This window comes from Paramaledivibacter caminithermalis DSM 15212, from assembly GCF_900142245.1.
Classification (GTDB): Bacteria; Bacillota; Clostridia; order Peptostreptococcales; family Caminicellaceae; genus Paramaledivibacter; species Paramaledivibacter caminithermalis.
Map to the genome: position 1 here is coordinate 12,333 of NZ_FRAG01000016.1, position 19,915 is coordinate 32,247.

General features: G+C 29.9%; 20 protein-coding genes. 3 read left to right on the forward strand and 17 right to left on the reverse strand.

Translation table 11 applies throughout. The annotated features are described in order from the left end of the window. The 7 genes from BUB36_RS07975 to BUB36_RS08005 all read right to left on the reverse strand — a co-directional run bounded on the left by BUB36_RS07975 (position 1) and on the right by BUB36_RS08005 (position 7,040). Positions 1-552, reverse strand: a complete 552-nt coding sequence (locus tag BUB36_RS07975) for a DUF1643 domain-containing protein (RefSeq protein WP_073148798.1) — start codon at positions 550-552, stop codon at positions 1-3. A 190-nt stretch (positions 553-742) separates the two neighbouring features. Then, positions 743-2,182 (reverse strand): tyrosine-type recombinase/integrase, encoded by a 1,440-nt coding sequence (locus tag BUB36_RS07980; protein WP_073148800.1) that lies wholly within the window; start codon positions 2,180-2,182, stop codon positions 743-745. A 302-nt stretch (positions 2,183-2,484) separates the two neighbouring features. Beyond that, positions 2,485-3,309: a restriction endonuclease gene (locus BUB36_RS07985; RefSeq protein WP_073148802.1), complete on the reverse strand. Its 825-nt coding sequence runs from the start codon at positions 3,307-3,309 to the stop codon at positions 2,485-2,487. Between the two features lie 161 nt (positions 3,310-3,470). Next, entirely contained in the window at positions 3,471-4,460 is a 990-nt protein-coding gene (locus BUB36_RS07990) for a TRM11 family SAM-dependent methyltransferase (RefSeq protein ID WP_330390451.1), read from the reverse strand. Between the two features lie 53 nt (positions 4,461-4,513). Further along, positions 4,514-5,809, reverse strand: coding sequence for a type II restriction enzyme (locus BUB36_RS07995; RefSeq protein WP_073148804.1), 1,296 nt, complete (start codon positions 5,807-5,809; stop codon positions 4,514-4,516). Then, positions 5,802-6,638: a DNA adenine methylase gene (locus BUB36_RS08000; RefSeq protein ID WP_073148806.1), complete on the reverse strand. Its 837-nt coding sequence runs from the start codon at positions 6,636-6,638 to the stop codon at positions 5,802-5,804. The genes BUB36_RS07995 and BUB36_RS08000 overlap by 8 nt, the downstream gene beginning before the upstream one ends. Positions 6,639-6,779: 141 nt before the next feature. After that, the gene (locus BUB36_RS08005; protein ID WP_073148808.1) at positions 6,780-7,040 is read right to left on the reverse strand and encodes a hypothetical protein; all 261 of its coding nucleotides are present in this window, start codon (positions 7,038-7,040) and stop codon (positions 6,780-6,782) included. A 232-nt stretch (positions 7,041-7,272) separates the two neighbouring features. Here BUB36_RS08005 and BUB36_RS19980 point away from each other — a divergent pair, with 232 nt between their 5' ends. Then, complete coding sequence (locus tag BUB36_RS19980) at positions 7,273-7,692, forward strand: hypothetical protein (protein ID WP_207550781.1); 420 nt, start codon at positions 7,273-7,275, stop codon at positions 7,690-7,692. A gap of 92 nt (positions 7,693-7,784) precedes the next feature. Continuing rightward, complete coding sequence (locus BUB36_RS20360; RefSeq protein WP_278247811.1) at positions 7,785-7,919, forward strand: hypothetical protein; 135 nt, start codon at positions 7,785-7,787, stop codon at positions 7,917-7,919. Positions 7,920-8,153: 234 nt separating this feature from the next. Here BUB36_RS20360 and rlmH read toward each other — a convergent pair whose 3' ends face one another. Together rlmH and BUB36_RS08020 are read right to left on the reverse strand one after the other, a co-directional pair. Beyond that, positions 8,154-8,633, reverse strand: a complete 480-nt coding sequence (rlmH, locus tag BUB36_RS08015; RefSeq protein WP_073148810.1) for a 23S rRNA (pseudouridine(1915)-N(3))-methyltransferase RlmH — start codon at positions 8,631-8,633, stop codon at positions 8,154-8,156. A 4-nt stretch (positions 8,634-8,637) separates the two neighbouring features. Then, entirely contained in the window at positions 8,638-9,081 is a 444-nt protein-coding gene (locus BUB36_RS08020; RefSeq protein WP_073148812.1) for an HNH endonuclease, read from the reverse strand. 274 nt (positions 9,082-9,355) lie between these two features. Between BUB36_RS08020 and BUB36_RS08025 the strand changes: the two genes are divergently transcribed. After that, the gene (locus BUB36_RS08025) at positions 9,356-10,447 is read left to right on the forward strand and encodes a C40 family peptidase (protein ID WP_073148814.1); all 1,092 of its coding nucleotides are present in this window, start codon (positions 9,356-9,358) and stop codon (positions 10,445-10,447) included. A 240-nt stretch (positions 10,448-10,687) separates the two neighbouring features. On the opposite strand, the gene BUB36_RS08030 is transcribed toward BUB36_RS08025, so the two are convergent. From BUB36_RS08030 to BUB36_RS08065, 8 genes are all read right to left on the reverse strand, one after another. After that, positions 10,688-11,497 carry an MBL fold metallo-hydrolase gene (locus BUB36_RS08030; RefSeq protein WP_073148816.1) on the reverse strand — a complete coding sequence of 270 codons (810 nt, stop codon included), beginning with the start codon at positions 11,495-11,497 and terminating at the stop codon, positions 10,688-10,690. Positions 11,498-11,552: 55 nt separating this feature from the next. Then, on the reverse strand, positions 11,553-12,398 hold the full coding sequence (gene yycI, locus BUB36_RS08035) for a two-component system regulatory protein YycI (protein ID WP_073148818.1): 846 nt from the start codon (positions 12,396-12,398) through the stop codon (positions 11,553-11,555). 51 nt (positions 12,399-12,449) lie between these two features. Further along, positions 12,450-13,991, reverse strand: coding sequence for a hypothetical protein (locus BUB36_RS08040; protein WP_073148820.1), 1,542 nt, complete (start codon positions 13,989-13,991; stop codon positions 12,450-12,452). A 16-nt stretch (positions 13,992-14,007) separates the two neighbouring features. Further along, complete coding sequence (locus tag BUB36_RS08045) at positions 14,008-14,577, reverse strand: hypothetical protein (RefSeq protein ID WP_131821224.1); 570 nt, start codon at positions 14,575-14,577, stop codon at positions 14,008-14,010. 70 nt (positions 14,578-14,647) lie between these two features. After that, positions 14,648-16,468: an ATP-binding protein gene (locus tag BUB36_RS08050; protein ID WP_073148824.1), complete on the reverse strand. Its 1,821-nt coding sequence runs from the start codon at positions 16,466-16,468 to the stop codon at positions 14,648-14,650. A gap of 1 nt (position 16,469) precedes the next feature. Then, positions 16,470-17,159, reverse strand: a complete 690-nt coding sequence (gene yycF / locus BUB36_RS08055; protein ID WP_073148826.1) for a response regulator YycF — start codon at positions 17,157-17,159, stop codon at positions 16,470-16,472. A 336-nt stretch (positions 17,160-17,495) separates the two neighbouring features. Then, positions 17,496-18,296, reverse strand: a complete 801-nt coding sequence (locus BUB36_RS08060) for a peptidase MA family metallohydrolase (protein ID WP_073148828.1) — start codon at positions 18,294-18,296, stop codon at positions 17,496-17,498. Between the two features lie 209 nt (positions 18,297-18,505). Further along, on the reverse strand, positions 18,506-19,846 hold the full coding sequence (locus BUB36_RS08065) for a M23 family metallopeptidase (protein ID WP_084111850.1): 1,341 nt from the start codon (positions 19,844-19,846) through the stop codon (positions 18,506-18,508). Positions 19,847-19,915 lie beyond the last annotated feature (69 nt).

Consider the following 19,915-nt stretch of genomic DNA (forward strand, 5'->3'; position numbering starts at 1 on the left):
CTAATTTCCTCCTTCTGATTTTAATATGTCCTCTAGATTTACTTTTTTCAGTTTCCAGCTCCGTCTGACCTGTGGTGACAGCGGATGAAAGCCAGAACGTCCTCTTTGGTCTTCTATGACCACAATCTTCTCCTTGTGCTTCTCAAGAAGTTTCAAGACGGTTTGCTGTCTTTCTGCGGCTTTCTTGCTGGTGCTGCAACCGCTGCCCCATGCCAAAACAATGGTGTCGACACGTGCTGCTGCATTTGTGATGTAGGTATCGTTGGTTTTGATGGCTTCTTCATCTTCCTCCATCTCTGCGAAGGTCTTTGCATTAATTTTTGAGTAAAGGTTTAATATTTCAACAGAGCCGTAGTCTAGTTTTACTAGGTTATTGATTACAAACATTGTTGTATGGTCTAATAACAGCTTTCCTGCATCACTAGGGTTTTTCATTATTACCATAGCTTTTTTCTTGGTTTTGCTCCATTCTTTCTTTAGTAGGTATCTGTGTTTTCCATCTTCTGAAAAATGGACTTCTTTTTTTATGGTGCTTTTTTGGATTGTTGACATAGATGATTACCTCCTTTTGGGTAAAAATATACCTCCAACAGACTTATATCCGTGGAGGTTCTATTATCAATATTATTATATATACTTATACTTTTTGTTCCTTCATTTTTATCTGTTCAATTAAATAACACTTTCGCTTGTTAATACTAGATAAATCTCTATTTCTTACACTAAAATATCCAGAATAAGCCTAATTAATTATATTACAAAATGGATGACTAGATATAATTCTTTTACTTATTTTTACATTTGAAATTATATCTTCTTGAGAAATAATTTTTGATATACTATTTACATTCATACCCGTAATATATGAAATCTGTTCAATGCTATATTTATTATAAAACATTTGTTTGATTAAGTGCTTTCTTATTGTTCTAGGTGAAAACTTTGTCCATTTCTTATCCAGTAAATCAATATTTTTGATTTTATTAAAGATATCATTCATATTACTTTCAGTAATTCTTCTATATCTTTTATCATAGTATGAATAAAACAAATATGACCCTTTTATCCCATTCTTCTTATTAATATTAAATAATTCCTTTACATAATTACATAATATTTCTGGTAAAGGTATTCTTTTTTCTTCAATAATTATAACTTTTCTCTTTAAATCAAAATTGTCTTTATTTAAGTTTATTAATGTGAAACGTTCTAACCCCATATATACACACAATAGAAATATTAGTTTATCTCTCAAAGAATTTTCTGAATTGAGTTCTAGATAATCTAAAATAGTTTTTATATTGTCCAAAGATAGTATATCCTCGTCTTCATCCAATTTTTTATCCATAAATAATTCAAGCAATTTACTTCTTGGTTCTTCAAAGTTATGGGGTCCCAATAAATTATTTCTTTTTAATTCTGTAAACATTGTTCTTATATGAGAATATTTATTTGCAAAAGTATTTAATTTATCTGGTTTTCTATTTATTTTTGATTTTTTTTCTTTCTCATATAATAGAAAGTCTTTAAATTCATTTATCCTTATTTGCTCTAATGGTATGAATTCTTTCTTTTTAAAGCTGTAATATCTAAAAAAATTATAAAGCGTTCCCTTATAAACTTTCCAGCTGTTACCTCCATCAGGGTATTTTATTGCTTTAAACTGAGATATTAATTTGAAGTAGTTTGTAACTTCTGTATCAAAAATAGCTTCCTTAGTCAAAAATACTAGGTATTCTAATTGTTCAGATTTAAAAATATCAATATCAAACACTGTTTTATTCTCTTTTTTTGATGTATATGTGCTATTAGGAAAGGTATTTATTTTATAATTTATCAACACTATTCTTCTTCCATTTGTCAAAATTCCCCATTCGCATTCGTCCTTATTAAGATAATCATGTAATTGTTCAATATCGCCTACATCTAAGTGTTTATTTCCATTCTTTAATTCAATATATATTTTATCATCTCCAACTCTAATGGAAATATCAACTCTTTTATTACTTTTACCAGAAAACGAAGACTCATAATCAAAATCCATACTATCATAACCTAAAGATTCTAATATTTTAACAGTAACATGATTTTTTATATTTTCTTGGCTAGTTCTATTAGTTCTAATTAATAGTTTATAATTTTTTCTAGCCTCTTCTAACAAGTCATAATCTACATCAAACAAGCTTATCACCTCATTTATTTCATTTTTTCAGTATATAGTATGTGTGTTTTTTATTCATTTAATTCATCTAGATTTAAAATATATTATTTTATCAATAGTCATACTTTCATTAAAATATTATTTTAGTCGTGATTGACTATGGTACTTTCCAGAGTTGCTAGCACAAGAAATTAACTCTTTTCAGACAAAAAATACAACCTTCAACAGACTTATATCCGTCAAAGGTTGTATTATATATATGCTTGTTTTTACTCACTACATTTTCATTTATCGTAACCCAGTCTTTTAGTGTCCTTTACAATTTAATTAACTTGATAAATAGTAACTATTAATCTATGCAAATCTGAATCATATACCCAATAAGATTCAGATTCATTAAAAGAACCATCAAGTATAATGCCTAAATCTCTATAAATATCTGTAATACCTCCAAAGTATTTTCTATTTCGATTGATACGCAATTGCCTTGCCTCACCATTTATTATTACTTCAAACGTATTTGCATTTTCATCAATCATTTCATATATTGTTGATGGAATAGATAATATCCTTGCCCTTGCATCATTAACAGTTATTCTCTTGAATACAGCATCTTCAATGTTATTAGTATTACTTTCTATATTTCCACTTTCATTAATTAACTGCTGTATCATTGAGTTATTAAATACTGGTTTATAAGTAAAACCGATGCCATTATCTATACACATTTGTATTAGCTTTTTACCGCTAATAAAGATTATAGGTCTACTTTCATCTTCATTTGCCATTTCTAATGTTCGTCTTGAGAATCTACCTGTAGTAATAAGTATTCCTTTATAACCACTTGGCAATGTTCCTCTTAGTTCTCTAGCAAATCTTGGTGGAAGTGTTGATGTTGGAGAATATCTTTTAGCTTGAATGTAATAATTAATTGTATCTAAACCATTATCCTCATCAAAACCTTTTCTTTTGGCTTTAAGGTCAATACCATTATCACCACTTCGTTGAGTAATTTCAATTTCATCTAGACCAAGTTCTTCAAAAAAGTGCTTCAAAAATCGTTCAAAAACATATCCATTTTCAAATGAACTATAAAAATCATTAAGAATTCTATCATAATCGTTATTATTTAACTCACTAATTATCATTTAACAACACTCCTAGCAGACAGTTTACGGATAGTTATAGTTATAGTCATAGACGCAAACTTTTCTTCTAAATATAACATTAATCTAAAAAGCAATTCTATTATCTCCTAGGCTAAAATCCATTTTTCCCATAGGCTTTTAATCACTAAAATAATACATGTCTATTTTACAGGAATTGGTTTTCTAAATATAAATAAATATTCATGTGCAATCAATAGAAAGTTATATTCTACGCTCTTACCATACCAAAAATTATTGGTTTTACAATTATGCTGTTCTTTAATTACAATCTCCTTCAAAACGAAGCCTGAATTAATAAATTCTTGCATTACTCTAAATCCCAAAGGTATGATATGTTTTTTTCTTCTTATATCTCCCATTAATATTGCACAGTATTTATTATTCTTTAATACTCTAAAACTTTCTTTTGCGACTTTTCCAATTTCTTTAATAAAAGGCTCAACATCAAGCCGTGACAAGTCCCCTGTTAAATTTTCACTGTATTTTATTATGTTGGAATATGGTGGATGTGTGCATACTAAATCAATACTACAACTTTCAATAAAACTAAGATTTCTTGCATCTGAATTATATATCATTGGTTGGTATTTACTCTTTTTCCCAAAGTCAAGATTAGTTTTTGCAATTTCTATCGAACTGCTATTTATATCAACACCTATGCCATGCCTCCCCAATAACTTTGTTTCAATCAATGTAGTGCCACTACCTAAAAATTGGTCTAGAACTACATCATTTTTTTCGGTATACCTTAGAATGAGGTTTCTAGGAATATAGGGGGACCAATTACCTCTGTACTTTCCATTATGTGTTGCCCATTTTCCCCTATCAGGAAATCCCCATATCGTAGTAGTTTCTAGATTAAAATCATCTGGACTCCAATCTTTTACTATCTTTGAATTCTTGCAGGTATATAAACCTTTTGACTCTCTTAGTTCCAATATCTTCTTGGTATCTTCTTCTAAGTATTCTTTAAGGTGCATATTCATATAATTCTTTAATTGATGACTATGATATGCATGTGCTATTTCAAGATGTTCAATATATTCATCAGTATAAAAACTTTTCCCACAGAAAACACAATTAATTTTTCTATCCATACCACTTACTACCCCACATTTTTCTATTATCATACAAAATGTTAACTTTATTTCTCTTATGAGCTCAAAAACTATAACTTAAGATTTTATCTTGATAAGTCCATTATCCAGTTAATCCAACCTGATATTGTGGATGCTCTTCTAAAATATGTAGAATCCGCCCCAATATTATATAAGTTTGAATTTTTCATTATTTCTACAATATTTTCTTTTAATGGCATTTCTAATAAATCCAAATAACGTTGAAAAGTAAGATAGAAGGGCTTATGCTCCAAAATCCATTCAACAAACTTCAAATTTCTTGTCTTAATATTCACAGAAAATAAAGCCTTACCTTTGTCTGTTAAATAATATTTTACAGAACCATTTTCTCTTTTTTTATCTATTAAGCCTAAATATCTACCTGCATCAGTATAGTAATTAGTTTGTCTTGAGTCAAAGTCGTACCTATATGTTATATCATCTCGAGATAATGTATCATTCTCATATAAAATTTCGCATAAACTAATGACTCTCTTAAAACTATCAGCTTGTGGAAATGGTATACCATCAGGTTCTGAAACTCTCTTTACTCCTCTAAATACCTGTAACACATCATCTAAAGTAATTTCATCTGGTTCAATAGAATAGTTTTTTTGTTTAATCAGTGAAAGCGAATTGTAATTCTCAAGCTCTTCAAAAGCATATTCATAAAGACTAAAAATACCATTTGAATATGTAAGAAATATAGGCTTAACAGGTTTGTTTAATTTGTTATTCCATAATCTATATGGATAATATAATTGCCTTATTAAAAAATCTTCTGATATTGAATTTTTAGCTTCAATGATTGTAAGAGAATCTAAACCCTCATACCCCCCATCAATTTCTATCTGAGAGTTCACAACTGATATGGGTATCAATTGTCCGTTAATAGTATTCTTTATTTGAAAGTTGAAAGCATTGGAACTCATTCTCCCGCTAACAGTTGGAAGCAATTCTTCATCTCCAGTAAAATCAGCAAAAATACCAGATACATATGCAGTGTTGATTGCAGTTGCTTCACTTGTAATATTTTCATAATCTATACTCTGTATGTAATCAGGAAATCTTACCCTTTCAATTAGGTGGTTTGACTTTTCAAATTTATGATATGCTTCAAATTGCGCGATAATATAATTCCCTCGAGAAATTGGTAATATCGACAGCTTATTATTCTCAAATAACTGTGGAAGGTTACTTTTATGGTCAAATTTTGTCATTAATCTAGCTTCCCTATATTCGTTTATCTGCTCCGACGCTATTTCAAAGAATCCATTATTAGTAACATTTTCAATAATATTATACTTGTCGAATAATTTTTCCCAAGCTTTGTCATTCTTGGTTTTTGGTTTATTACTCATAATTTCTCACCAACACCTCATCCACTTCTCCTCTTTTTTTCCCATTAGAGTTAATAGCACGTTTTGCTTTAATAATTTCAATATTATAGTCTTTATATAAATCCATTATAAAATCTGTCGCAGAGTTTGATAATAGAAATTTAATACCTCTATTATTTAATTTATCACATAATTTTTTCAATCTTACTTGCTCACTTCTACCAAATCCACCTTTTGCATATCCAGTGAAATTTGAACTATCTGAAACAGGGTCATAAGGTGGGTCAAAATAAACAAAAGAACCTTTTCTAATACCTTTAATACTTTTCTCGAAGTCTCCGCATTTAAATGTTATATTTGCATCATTAAAATATTTGCTGACTGCTTTTAGCGTAATTTCATTTATAATATTGGGATTCTTATATCTTCCAAACGGTGAATTGAACTGTCCAGCTTGATTAACTCTAAATAAACCATTGTAACAAGTTTTATTTAGATAGTGTATTCTTGAGGCTCTTTCAATTTTTGTCATATTATTATATACATCAGAATCTCTATCCATCTCTCTAACCTTGTAAAAGTAATCTTGCTCATTCTTGTGTTTCTTCAAATCATTAATTAATAAATCTACATCATCTCTAATTACTTCATACAAGTTAATTAGTTCCGAGTTTATATCATTTATAATCGCTTTCTCCGGTTGAATATCAAAGAGAACTGCTCCACCACCTACGAAAGGTTCACAATATGTTGTAATCTTTTTAGGAACATATTTTCTAATCTCAGGAAGTAGTTGTCTCTTTCCACCTACCCATTTGAGTACTGGTGCTACAAGCTTATTATATTTCATACTGTTCTTCCTTTCACAACTAAGTTTCTATAATATATTATAACCTATTTGTCAATATTAGAATATACGTTCGATGAATTTTTTTAATACTTTTCTAAGAGTAAAGAAACTTTGGCTCCATAAAAGATTATTTTCATATTATTATATTTGATTGCACATTATTCCATGGATAGTATTTAACTTATCTGACCTGCAAGGCGCACAATAGCTTTGTATTCCATCGGTATTATTGTGCGTTATACGTTCATCAGTAAATCCAAAAACATGTTCTTCATAATACACATGCTCTTTACCGTTTAAAGTAGAACATTTTGGACAAGACTTTATCTTAATCCCATTGTGAGTCAATCTTTGAGATTCATGTAGCGGTTTATTGCATACTCTACATAATTTAATACTCATTGCTAGTCCTCCTTTTTTCTTATAGAACAAGTAATTCTTTACTCTTATCTCTTGGTTTATACCAAATGTAACCAATTTTATTATACCATTATTTTGTAATAATCTTCAATATATGACTTTGTTTGTCCTATGATTGGATATAATTCTATGGAAAAACATGTAAAGAATCAAGTATTGAGAAGCCAGCATAAACAAATGAGGTGATATAAATGAACAACTCTTTAAAAGGGGTATGGAAGCATATGTTAAAGTTAGGCTTAGGTGCGTTAGCTCATTCTACAAGGCACTCTGCATATTAAATATAGATAATTCAACATGGTATGAATTATCGGTACTTCAAGCAGCTTATGCTGCTGAAATATTGATAAAAGCTCGTATTGCAGAAGAACATCCATTGCTAATATTTGAAAGCTTTCCTCATTCTAAAAGTATAAATGGAGACCAAGTTGAAATTGAAGACCTATTTAAGAATGGTAGGACTATTCAATGGTCCGACTTACCTGAAAGGTTGTTTTTAACTACAGGTATAAAGCTGCCAAACAAGAAAATGTTTGATAATTTCGGTAGATTACGTAATGGCATTCAACACTTTCTTCTCCACCTAGTAATATCAATGTTTCAGAAGAAACACTTAAGTTTATCTATGAGGTAATTGACCCTTTCATTTATGAATGCTGGGGATTATATGCGATAGATTATGACGAAGATTACGATTCTTATGAGAATTTACCAGCAACTTTAATTATGTATGAGATTTTATTTAATGTATCTCCAGACGTTGCTGAGCATTATAGGAGCTGGGATATTAATTGGTCTAAAATTAGCCAAGAATACAAAGATGAAATTCAAAGCCGTATTCAAAATGCACTTAAAGTATAAAACTGTTGATAAAGTCATCGTGCCATTTTTAGAAGCTTACATATTGGAACATCTCAGTTCATCAACTAAAAAAGACCTTAAAATATTCGTATCTACTTGTGATACATCTCATCACTAGCAATCCTTATATACACAAAAAATATAAAACCACATTGAATTTTTTCAATGCGGTTTTTATGGACTCTATTAATGGAAATGAGAAAATTTGAACCATATCCTACAAAAAAACCGCCGTTACTTATGGTACGGTTCACCCCTATTTATCCTAAACCCCCTATAAACCTGCTCAAGTAAAATCACCTTCATAAGCTGGTGGGGAAAAGTCATTGGAGAAAAGGATAGTTTAAAGTCTGATCTATTTAAGACATTTTGGGATAGTCCCAAGGATCCTCCTATTATGAAAGCTATATTACTTTTCCCTTGTATCCCAAGGTTATTTAACTTCTTTGCAAATTCTTTTGAAGTCATCATTTTTCCCTTTATATCCAAGGCTATTACATAAGTTCCTTCTTTGATATTTCTAAGTATTCCCTCCCCTTCCTTATACTTTATATTTCCAATTTCTGTATCGCTTAGGTTTTCAGGGGCTTTTTCATCTGGGACTTCTATAAATCGAAGCTTACAATATCTACTTAATCTTTTGCTATATTCATTTATTGCATTTTTTAAGTATTTCTCTTTTACTTTACCTACTGATATTATAGTTATGTTCATTTTATTACCATCCCTCATCTTCTATTTTAGCTGTGTCTACCTTGACTATCTTATATATCCTATTGTCCTTTACATAAAATCTATGGGTATTACTTTGAAAAACTGTATACTTGCCTATTTCTTCTATCTTAAAGATTTCATTTATTAGATAATTTAAATCCTTTTTATTGATTTTTATTGCTGCCGTAGTTACTTTTCCATCCTTAACTGCTTTTTTAAATAAATCCATCATTACTTCTTTATAGTCATTTGGTATAAAGCTCTTTTTATATTTATTACATCGCTTACAGCTACAAACTAAATTAAAAATATCATCAGGTCCTCCTTTACTTTTAGGGAAATAATGATCTAAGCTTACTTGTCTAAATAATAATTTTTTACCACAAAAATAGCATATACCATTATGCCTAGTATATATGTATCTCTTATTATTTTTTTTATGTTCCATAGGTTTACCTCTTGATAGATTTATAATTATTATACTCTATATTATATCAGTTAACTTACATATAGTTAAACCAAGGTCTGATATACATAAATATATTTTGTATTCATAAACTATCTATATATATACCATAATTAGTTATCAATAATTACCTTGCTGTGTAATAAATTCAAAATTATTTCTTCTATAATGAATTGAATGAGGATTTCTTAGATGCTATAATTAATATAGAAGGAAATTATTACACAATGTGTCATAAATATGGAGGATATTAAAGATGAAATATAAAAAAACGTTTATAACCCTATCTTTAAGCCTTGGATGCATAGTTTTTACACCATTTGCAGCCTTTGGTGAAGGACAAGCACAAGGTGTTATTTTGGGAGACAATGTAAATATTAGACAAGAACCAAAGATTGACTCAAAAGTATTAACTAATCTTGATATAGGCGAAGAAGTTGATGTTTTATCAAATGACAGCAACTGGTATTTAATAGAAACTGATTCCGACACCAAAGGATGGATTTTAAATGATCTTATCGCTGTAGATGAAGAAAAGGATTTTATTAAAAAAGGTATAGTAAATGCTGATACTCTAAATGTTAGAAAAGAACCTAGTACAGATTCCGATATTATAGGAAATCTACCTCAAAAATCTGAAGTAACAATAGTACATATACAAGATGATTGGTATCAAATAGCTATAAATAAAGAAAAAAAGGGATGGATACATAGGGATTATGTAGATATAAGACCTAATTATTCTAAAGGAATAATTATAGGCGATAACGTAAATCTAAGAAAAGAAAAATCCATTGATTCAGAAATTCTAGATACACTAAATTTAGAAGCCTACGTATATATAAGGAATTTTTCAGATGGATGGTATAATATACTAACTTTTAAAGGTGTAGAGGGCTGGGTTCATAAAGATTATGTAAATGTTATTTTTGGCGGTGATTCAAGAAATACCGTATCAAGGTCCGCTAATAGACTTTCCTTAAAAATTGTTCAAGAAGGAAAAAAATATTTAGGAGTACCATATAAATATGGTGCAGATGGTCCCAATAAATTTGACTGCTCTGGATTTACCTCTTATGTATTTAAAAAATGCGGTATTAAATTGCCAAGAACATCTAGAGAGCAAGCAAAGGTTGGAAAAAAGGTTAGTAAAAGCGATCTACAAGCTGGAGATTTAGTGTTTTTTAATCGAAACGGTAAAGGTACTTATATAACCCATGTAGGTATATATATTGGAAATGGACAATTTATTCATGCTTCATCAGGAAGCAAATATAGTGTAATTATTTCAGATATAACTACTGGCAGCTACAATAAAAGATATGTAACAGCTAGACGAGTATTCTAGCTAAAGATGCCTTTAGAAGTTACGAGTTTTAAGTTTTTATGTGATTTTTTCAGGATCTAAGACTACATAAAAACATGGGTGAGAGTTTAGAACTTACCACTAGAAATAAAAATGCACCTTGTGGCGCATTTTTATTTCTAATTTTTTATATAATAAGCTGATGTTATGTACAAATAAGATGGATTTTTTCTATATTATTAAAGAAATCATTTTCTTCCCCATAGAATGAACATACCTTCCTTAAATATTTTTTTGTATCTTATATAGTCTTCCAACTCTATTTCTGTAAGTCAAATCTATATTTATATCTAGTCCAACCTTTATTTTATTTTCCTCAACAATATTTTTAACTGTTTCATAGGCTAATTCTGGAAAATTATTTTCTTTACTAAGATGGGCTAGTAGCACATGTTTCACCTTTCCCTTTTTTACTACTTCTGTTATGATATTACCTGCTGTCTCATTGGATAAATGTCCATTATCGCCAAGTATTCTCTTTTTAAGAAACCAAGGATATCTACCGAACTTCACCATTTCCACATCATGGTTTGACTCTATTACAAGTAAATCACTATCCTTTATTTCATCAATTATTTCATTGGTAACACAGCCTAAATCAGTAGCAATGCTGATTTTAGAATCGTCATAGACAAATGAATAGCCCACGGGATTGGATGCATCATGGGATATATTATAGGGATTTACTTTGATATCTCCAACAAAAAAGGGATCACAGTCATTAAAAAGCCTAATATCCTTTCCTTCTATAGAACCAATTTTACCCTTCATAGCATCCCATGTTTTTTTATTAACATATAGAGGAATATCAAACTTCCTCATCAAAACTCCTACTCCCTTTATATGGTCGGTGTGTTCATGGGTAATAAGCAATCCGTCGATTGTACCTGCTTTTATATCTATATTGTTTAAAGCTTCAATTATATATTTACCAGTAAGCCCCGCATCTACCAATAGTTTTGTATCCTTACTTCCTACGTATTGACAATTTCCACTACTACCACTTGCTAAAGAACAAAATTCAAAACCCATTTAATATTCAACCTTTCTATATAGAATCAATAAATACACCTAAAATTTTGTAAATTTATTCATAGGCTTCTATATCTATGTGATCATCATTTTCTAAACGTATTCTCCAATATAAAAATCCAGTTTTTTCATTACCTTCATACCATTCTTCATCCAAAAATGTATTCAGTTCAATAATATTTAAAGAATATACTAGGTCAATACCAGTAACTATAACCTCACTATCTTCATTCTCTTTCTTTTCCTTTAACTCATCCATAGCTAATAGTAAAGCCTTTGTGGCTGGTATAACTCTTTTATTCATCCCCTTGGTACCTATTGTCTTTAACCACCTTCTCTCAAAGGAAATGACTTCATTATTTTTTAATTTAAACTTCATATACCCATCATTTAAAATTACATTTTCATATTTTTGTTTATATTCTATTCCATATTCTCTATCCTTTTCTTTAATTCCCCAAAATACTGCTTCATCATTTTCAAATCCAAGCTTTTTAATAAACTCATAAACGATTTCCTCTGCATCTTCCTTCGTAATTTCTTTATCAGTATTTGTAATAATCTTTTTTGTATAATTAATCAGCTTATCATTTGATGAAATTTTTACTTTCTCCCTGTAGTTTCTTTTATCAGCTTCATAAATTTTACTCTCTATTTCTTCTTTATCATATGTCTCATATTCAACTGTTAGTTCAGGAAGCTCATATATTTCCTTTGGAATATCAGCCTTTATGATGATATTCTTCTTCTCAAGAAGTTCCTTAACATCATCTATCTTTTCTTGACTTATAGTATAAGTATAATTATTGGCTTTATAGTCTTTTATTACATAATAGCCTAAAAACAGATTTGTAATTATAAGAGCAATTATAAGTATATTTTTAGCCTTGACCCAATCCATAAGTACACCTCATTCTTTTAAAAATCCCCGACTCCATGAGCCGAGGAAAGCCTAATTCTTTTTTGTAAAGGTATATCTAGTGCCAGTATATAAATCAAAATAATAAACTATATTATCAATAGTAATTTCCCAAACAGGTATAAGCTTATCTTTATATGAAAAGTAAACTATTCCAATATCTTTTATTAACTCTTCTATTGTAATACCTTGATCTTTATCCTTTTGAGAAAGATTTATATAATTATCCTTAATATCTTCTTTGTTTTTTATTAAGACCTCTAAAACATTAAGAATATCTTTATCTTCCTCATTATTAAAAATAGAAAAAATACCCTTTTCCTCATCATTAAGCTTCTGAGGGGGACTCTTGACTATCCTCTTATAATAGGTAATTTGATTTCCTATTATCTCCACTTCTATCCCCTTATCTTCCCCTATATCTGGAATAAATATGGGGAATCCCTTTAATCTGTAATTAAAGCTAAACCTGTAACCCTTTTTATTATTCTTCTCAACAAGTTCATAGTCAGACAAATAAGTATTTTTTATATTAACAGGCCATTTACCCTTTTCTTCAACAAATTTTGCAGCAAGCTTCAAACTATCTATAAAATCTAAATGACTTCCTGTTTTATGTTTATTAACCTTTTCAACATATTCTAAGGTTCCATTTTTATTCAATTTTAAGCTTTTTTCTCCATAGCCATACATATATATAACCGTTCCATCTATTTCATTAATTTCCTTAACAAAATCAAAGGTTCGTCCAAAAAACTGATAGGCCTGGTTTTTTACAGCCAATTTATCTGAAACATCTATTTGGTTTTTAGCGCTATAGGATGGAATAGGCTCACTACCTTCAGCAAATATTGGAATCAATACATCACTTTTTACTTTAGAAGGAGTATTGTAACGACTTTGCAAAGTAACATATTCTATATATCCTTTTTCCTGCCCTACTTTTTCAATATTCTCTATAAGAATTCTAATTCTATTGTCTAGCACACCACTTTTAAGCTTAAAGTATACATTCTTTTCATTATTACCAAAATATATATCATTTTTTTCTTCTTCAGCAGCTAAAATTAGTATCGTATCTATTCTTTCACTGATTTTAGAGTCACTTTTTTGTCCAATAAGGGCATCTATTAAAATATCTCCAGGAATTTCACAAGCAAAATTCATAATCAGTGACTTAAACTTCATAATTTTTATCCATTGGTCATAGCCGATTTCCTGTACCTCATATCCCTCCCCTAAATGCTCCTTTAATACATTTTTAGCCGTTTCCCAAATCCATATATCCTTTTTATTATAAGTATTCTCAGAATCTTTGGGAAGAGTACTAGCAATATTCCATACTTCATAGGGCTCAGAGAAAAACACAGTATAAGTTCCACCCCCAAAGCTTATTGTAAAGTTTTGGGGGCTCAATAAATCTGTAACATCTATATCTATATTTTCTGTATCTATATCATTTGCTGTAGAAATTACTTCACCAAAGGGTAGATAAAACCATAACCTTTGTGTAAGTAACAAACTCACTATAAAAAGAGAAGCTAGCAGCAGAGATTTTAATTTTTCAATCCTCATTATAATCTCCCTCCAGCTATTCTTCTTTTTTGTGATCAGCTATATTTGTTTTTAATTCTAAAGGATTATTCTTATTAACTATCCCCTCAGTCTTTTTTACATCAAATTCCACTATTTTTACAGGATCTTCTTCTCCTTCTTTAGCAAATACCATTTTATATCTACCTTGATATAATTTTCCTTTTTCAGAATCTTTAATCTTTATTGACTTAAAAATATCACGTTCAAATTCATCATTAGGCTCAATAACCTCTGGTCCAAGTACCAATTCTTCTTGCTCCTCAGTTTCATTTAATACTTTATATACATTTAATATAACATTTGATTCTCCAATAACTTTAACAGAAATCAAAAGATTATTTTTCCCATCAAGGGCCACTGTACCATCAGGATCGAAGGTAGGTCTAATAATCTGAATTGATTCCACTTTCTCTTCTTCCTCTAGTTGTGTGTCAGTCTCTATTGATTTAGTATTTGTTTCTGTTATATCTATATCTAAATCGTCGCCTGGTCCAGCATAAACCACAATACTAGATGTCCCAAGCACCATTAAAACTAGCGTCCCTATTATTATTTTCTTAAACATACCTAGGCCTCCCAGCATAATACCTCCTCATTATACTATTAATTATATAGCAATTTATATTACAGTGGTGTTACACTGTATTTAAAATAGTATTACACAGGCTTTTCTGTAAAGGAATTCTAATCTTCACCTCTGTTCCTTTGTTAAATTCACTGTTAATTTCTATGCTTCCATTATGAGCCTCTATGATTTCCTTAGCTATTGATAGTCCAAGTCCTGTGCCTCCCAATTCTCTAGAGCGAGCCTTATCTACCCTATAAAATCTCTCAAATATCCGCGGCAAATCTTCCTTAGGAATACCTATCCCCGTATCCTTTACTGTTATCAATGCTTCATAGTCCTTCTTTTCAAGATAAATACTAATTTTGCCATTATCTTCTGTATACTTTATAGCGTTGCTGACAATATTGAGTAAAACCTGCTCTATTCTATCAAAATCAAAGCATGTTATTAACTCTTCACAATCCGTAACAAACTCCAGTCTTTGATTTTTATTCTTTGCAGTAATACCCAGTTTTATAACTGTTTGATTTATTAGCTGTACTAAATCATTATTAACAATATTAAATTTAGTTTTATTATTATCAAAATTAGATAGTTGTAATAAATCCCTTACAAGCCTTGTCATTCTATCAGCTTCACTATTCACTACCTTTAAAAATTGTTCAGATATAGTTCTATCATCAAGCATTCCGTCTAACAATGTTTCCGTATAACTTTTTATACTTGTAAGAGGTGTTTTAAGTTCATGGGAAACATTAGCAACAAATTCTCTTCTCATTTTTTCTAGTTTTTGCTGCTTCGTTACATCCTTTAATACTAATACCAGTCCGCCTATATGGTTATTTTCATCTTTAAAAGGAGCATAATCTACAGTATAGATAGATTCATCAATTATTATAGTCTCACTACCAATTAAAGTTTCATTATTCTCCATTATATATTTAAGTGTAAGCTTATCATTTAAACCCTCAAATAATTTATCATATTTCTTTTGTAGTATTGTTTCCTTTGAGAGTCCCAGCATTTCCATGGCCTTAGGATTAGCATGTATTATTCTGCCATTTTTATAAACAGCTATAAGCCCATCAGCCATATAATTTAGAATGGTTTCCATCTTGCTTTTCTCACTTGAAATCTCTCCTAGGGTTATCTCTAACTTATCAGTTAAAAAATTAAACATTTCCGCAAGCTTACCTATCTCGTCATCTGATTTTACCTCTACTCGCTGGTTAAAATCTCCTTTAGCCATGAGGGATGCTTTTTCTGTTACATCATTAATAGGTTCTGTTATGCTCTTAGCTATAAGATATCCAAGTATGATAGTAATACCCAAGGCTAAAATTACTGCCTGAGTCATAATCTTTTTAGATTTATCTAAACTATCGTAAATATCCTTTAAATCTGATCTAAGATATAAAACTCCTTCTATTTCTGTTGATCCTTCTCTTTTTATTGGAAACACTATATTCTTTGTTTTTTTTTCCTGTGATATATCATCTTTTTCTGAACTTGCTTTTTTTCCGCTAAGCACCTCTACAATTAAATCTTCATCTAATTCACTTACTGCATTTATACCTTCAAAGGAAGGATTATCAGTTGCAATTATATCTAAATAACCATCTATTACAAATAATTCTTCAAAGGATCCCTTAGACCATCTTTCCACAATGCTCTGTAGAGCCTCTTTCTCTTCTTTCAAACTAGAGTCAGGTGGAATTTTTTCTATGTTGGATAAAATACTATCAGCCATATAGTTTAATCTATTTCTCACAACATTCAAATGATGGGCTTGAAAACTTTGTATAATAAATACCCCTATAATTGCCATAGCAATAAATACCAAGGCAAAATATACTGTTATAAATTTCCATCTAATACTTTTGAACATCTTAAATCCTCCTGAAGTAATACCCTACTCCTCGTTTCGTAAGAATATACCTTGGATTACTGGAATCATCTTCAATTTTTTCCCTTAATCTTCTCACCGTAACATCAACAGTTCTTATATCTCCATAATATTCATAGCCCCATACATCCTTAAGAAGCTGTTCTCTAGTAAAAACTTGGTTTTCTTGGGTTGCAAGGAATTTTAAAAGTTCAAACTCTCTAAGAGTTAAATCAATAATCTCTTCTCTCTTTTTCACTTCATATTTTTCAAGATCAATAGAAAGATTTCCCGACATTATCCTGCTGCTTTGACTATGTTTTTTATCTACATCTATTCTCCTCAAATTAGCCTTAACTCTTGCAATAAGCTCCCTCATACCGAAGGGCTTAGTTATATAATCATCTGCTCCAAGTTCTAGTCCTAAAACTTTATCAACTTCTTCTTCCTTAGCTGTAAGCATTAATATTGGCATATTGAAAGTTTCTCTTACTTTTCTGCAAACCTGGAAACCATCAAGCTTTGGAAGCATTAGATCTAGTAAGATCAAATCAGGCCCGAATTGATAAACCTTCTTCAAGGCCTCTTCTCCATCGAATGCCACATCAACTTCAAAGCCTTCCTTAATAAGGTTGAATTTTAAAATGTCTGAAATCGGTTTTTCATCATCCACTACAAGTATCTTTTTGTCCACCCTTTATCACCTCTAAAAAATAATTACTTACATTCTAATGTTTATTATTAAATATTTATTCTAATGAGTCAATAACATAAATCTTTATCCATATACCTGAGCAAATTGCATAATTACCTTATATAAAAACTATCTACCACATGTAGTTTTAAATTCCTTAAAGCTATCCCATCAAAATATATTTTATTCTAAACAACTAAATTAAGAACAGTATTCGCATATGCAATTTCCTCACCTATAATTTTATATCAATTTTCAAAAATAGCCCAGGCAAAACCTGAGCAATATGCACCTTACTTATTATGATATCCTTTATGGTTATTCTTGTCTATACCTTTAAATATTTAATTTAGAAATTTTATCCTTTGTTACACTTTCAAAGGCATTATTAAATGTATATCCTTCTTGTAACTTCTTCAAAATTTTCTTAATATCTTCAAATCCATAGGTTTCTGCCATATATTTTACTACTCTAAATGACTGGGTATAAGCCAAATACTGATCTAATTTATTAAACTCCTGACTTAGCTCTTTAATAGAATATATTTTTTTCTCTTCGATTTCCTTTCCCCATTCATATCCAGTATGAGCATACTCAGAGTATAAGGCTAACCCCTCCGTAAACCATAAAGGATAATTTCCCTTAGTAATATCATCAATAATTAGATGAGTAAATTCATGAACCATGGGTCCTTCATTTGAAAATAAATACTCCATCTCCTCATCAGAAGAAACCCACAATCTTGGAGACAAAATATGAATAATAGATGCATAATAAACTCCCATAGGAGGTTTAGATTTTCCAAGATTGGCATTTTTTAAAAGTTCTTCTGAATTATCATATAATACAACTCTAGTTTTGTTCTTTGGATAATAACCAAACTGCTGACATATTTCATCATAATATTCTTCAGCCACTTCTTTAACAAGCCTTAAAACTTGTAAATCATAGGTTTTATACTTAATAATAAAATGCTTTGTTTCAGCTTCTTTATAATCTTGTGTAATTTTCATTACTTTACCTTTAGGTATGTTTCTTAAAAAAATATATAAATTCCCTTTTATTCCAAAAACATTTAAAGATATCAATATAAATATAATTAAAATTGATATAAAGACATAATGTCTATTTTTCATGTATATCCCTCCCCCTTATATCAATATGTATATGAGGGAATACATAACTATTATACCATGATATTATGTAAACTAACTTGGTAATTTGAGGTAATTCCCTTAATTTATCTTAATATTTTAATTATAAATATAACAAATTAAAAGGACTCAATTCTGTACGATACAGACTCCAGTCCAATAGAATTACTCAATCAAATTTCATTTGTATTCTAGTATTTTACATATTTAGCTGGGTTTACAGGTGTACCATTTTTTCTAACTTCAAAATGAAGGTGTGGCCCTGTGCTTCTTCCTGTATTACCACTTTTAGCAATAGTTTGTCCCTTAAAAACCTTGGTTCCCTTTTTTACCAATAGTTTGCTATTATGGGCATACAATGTCTGTACATTAGCGCCATGATCTATTATTATACATTTACCATAGCCACCCTTAGTTCCTGAGAAAATAACTTTGCCTCCATCTGCTGCCTTTACATCAGTCCCTATTGGAATTCCTATGTCTATCCCACTATGTCTTCTCCCCCATCTCATTCCAAAGGGAGAAGTTAATACTCCTCTGCTTGTTGGTTTAGCCAATTTTCCAGTGCCTATTTTGGGTGGAGGATTTTTTGTTCCTTTAAGTACTACTTTGGTTATAGGATTCTTAATTATATTTTCCTCTAAAATATCTCTGTTCGTTTCTATTCCATTCTCTTTAACTATTCTAGCTTTGACTTGTCTTTCTCCCTTTTCTCCTGCTTTTTTTACTCTATATTCTCCCTTATATAAAACATTTGTATCTTCATATTCAGTTTCAAATGCAATATTTTCTTCATATTCTTTTATCTCTGTTGTAACAACAGTTATTAAAGGCTTAGGTACCACTAAACTAATCTCTTGTCCAATTTGAAGAGTTTCCGGCTTAACCCCTGGATTGGCCTTTATAAGATCCTCGGGCTTAATATTATATTTTTGGGCAATAGCCCAATAATTCTCACCTTTTTCTACCTTATGTATTTTAGTCTCACTTGTTCCTTTAGTTATATAATGTAATACTTCCTCATATTCACGATTTTCCTCAAATTCATCTAGGCTTCCCAGCCTTCCTGTAATTTTGACATCCTCTTTAAATCTAACTTCTTCTATTCTTACTTCTTCACCCTCTATAAATGGCTTTACAATATCATCAAGAAGTTTTTGGGCTTCACTCTTTGTTTTTAAAACAGCTAACTCTTCTCCATTAACATTCAAAGTATACACTGGTATCTTTACCTTCAATATCTCATCAACATCATTTTTTACACCTGCTATATCCTTTGGTATCTTTTTAGGCTCCATCAAGTCCTTTTTATTAGATGAATTATTTTTCACATTAAAACTTTCAACCTTTATCCCACTGGTTAATCCATTGTCCTTAGATTTATTATCATAAGTTAAAAATACTGTTATAAATAGCATGGAAATTATAATAGCTGAAGCAATTAGTATTTTAGATCCTTTTATATTTTTAATTTTATCAAGGTATTTTTTAATATTTTTTTTCACTTTATTAAAATCTTCTTGATTTATCATGATCTTTCTCCTCTTAAGCTTCTTATCCCTTTTAAGGAATTTTTCAGAATTTTGTAATATTATTGTAAC

Bases quoted from the DNA above. Each gene is read 5' to 3' on its own strand.
- rlmH (WP_073148810.1), bottom strand. From the start codon at position 8,633: ATGAACATAACTATAATATCAGTAGGTAAAGTAAAAGAGAAATACTTA.
- BUB36_RS07990 (WP_330390451.1), bottom strand. From the start codon at position 4,460: ATGATAATAGAAAAATGTGGGGTAGTAAGTGGTATGGATAGAAAAATT.
- BUB36_RS08020 (WP_073148812.1), bottom strand. From the start codon at position 9,081: ATGGAACATAAAAAAAATAATAAGAGATACATATATACTAGGCATAAT.
- BUB36_RS08000 (WP_073148806.1), bottom strand. From the start codon at position 6,638: ATGAAATATAATAAGCTTGTAGCACCAGTACTCAAATGGGTAGGTGGA.
- BUB36_RS08040 (WP_073148820.1), bottom strand. From the start codon at position 13,991: ATGAGGATTGAAAAATTAAAATCTCTGCTGCTAGCTTCTCTTTTTATA.
- BUB36_RS08065 (WP_084111850.1), bottom strand. From the start codon at position 19,846: ATGATAAATCAAGAAGATTTTAATAAAGTGAAAAAAAATATTAAAAAA.
- BUB36_RS20360 (WP_278247811.1), top strand. From the start codon at position 7,785: ATGTATGAGATTTTATTTAATGTATCTCCAGACGTTGCTGAGCATTAT.
- yycI (WP_073148818.1), bottom strand. From the start codon at position 12,398: ATGGATTGGGTCAAGGCTAAAAATATACTTATAATTGCTCTTATAATT.
- BUB36_RS08025 (WP_073148814.1), top strand. From the start codon at position 9,356: ATGAAATATAAAAAAACGTTTATAACCCTATCTTTAAGCCTTGGATGC.
- BUB36_RS08045 (WP_131821224.1), bottom strand. From the start codon at position 14,577: ATGTTTAAGAAAATAATAATAGGGACGCTAGTTTTAATGGTGCTTGGG.
- BUB36_RS07985 (WP_073148802.1), bottom strand. From the start codon at position 3,309: ATGATAATTAGTGAGTTAAATAATAACGATTATGATAGAATTCTTAAT.
- BUB36_RS19980 (WP_207550781.1), top strand. From the start codon at position 7,273: ATGGAAGCATATGTTAAAGTTAGGCTTAGGTGCGTTAGCTCATTCTAC.
- BUB36_RS08060 (WP_073148828.1), bottom strand. From the start codon at position 18,296: ATGAAAAATAGACATTATGTCTTTATATCAATTTTAATTATATTTATA.
- BUB36_RS08050 (WP_073148824.1), bottom strand. From the start codon at position 16,468: ATGTTCAAAAGTATTAGATGGAAATTTATAACAGTATATTTTGCCTTG.
- BUB36_RS08030 (WP_073148816.1), bottom strand. From the start codon at position 11,497: ATGGGTTTTGAATTTTGTTCTTTAGCAAGTGGTAGTAGTGGAAATTGT.
- BUB36_RS07995 (WP_073148804.1), bottom strand. From the start codon at position 5,809: ATGAGTAATAAACCAAAAACCAAGAATGACAAAGCTTGGGAAAAATTA.
- BUB36_RS08005 (WP_073148808.1), bottom strand. From the start codon at position 7,040: ATGAGTATTAAATTATGTAGAGTATGCAATAAACCGCTACATGAATCT.
- BUB36_RS07975 (WP_073148798.1), bottom strand. From the start codon at position 552: ATGTCAACAATCCAAAAAAGCACCATAAAAAAAGAAGTCCATTTTTCA.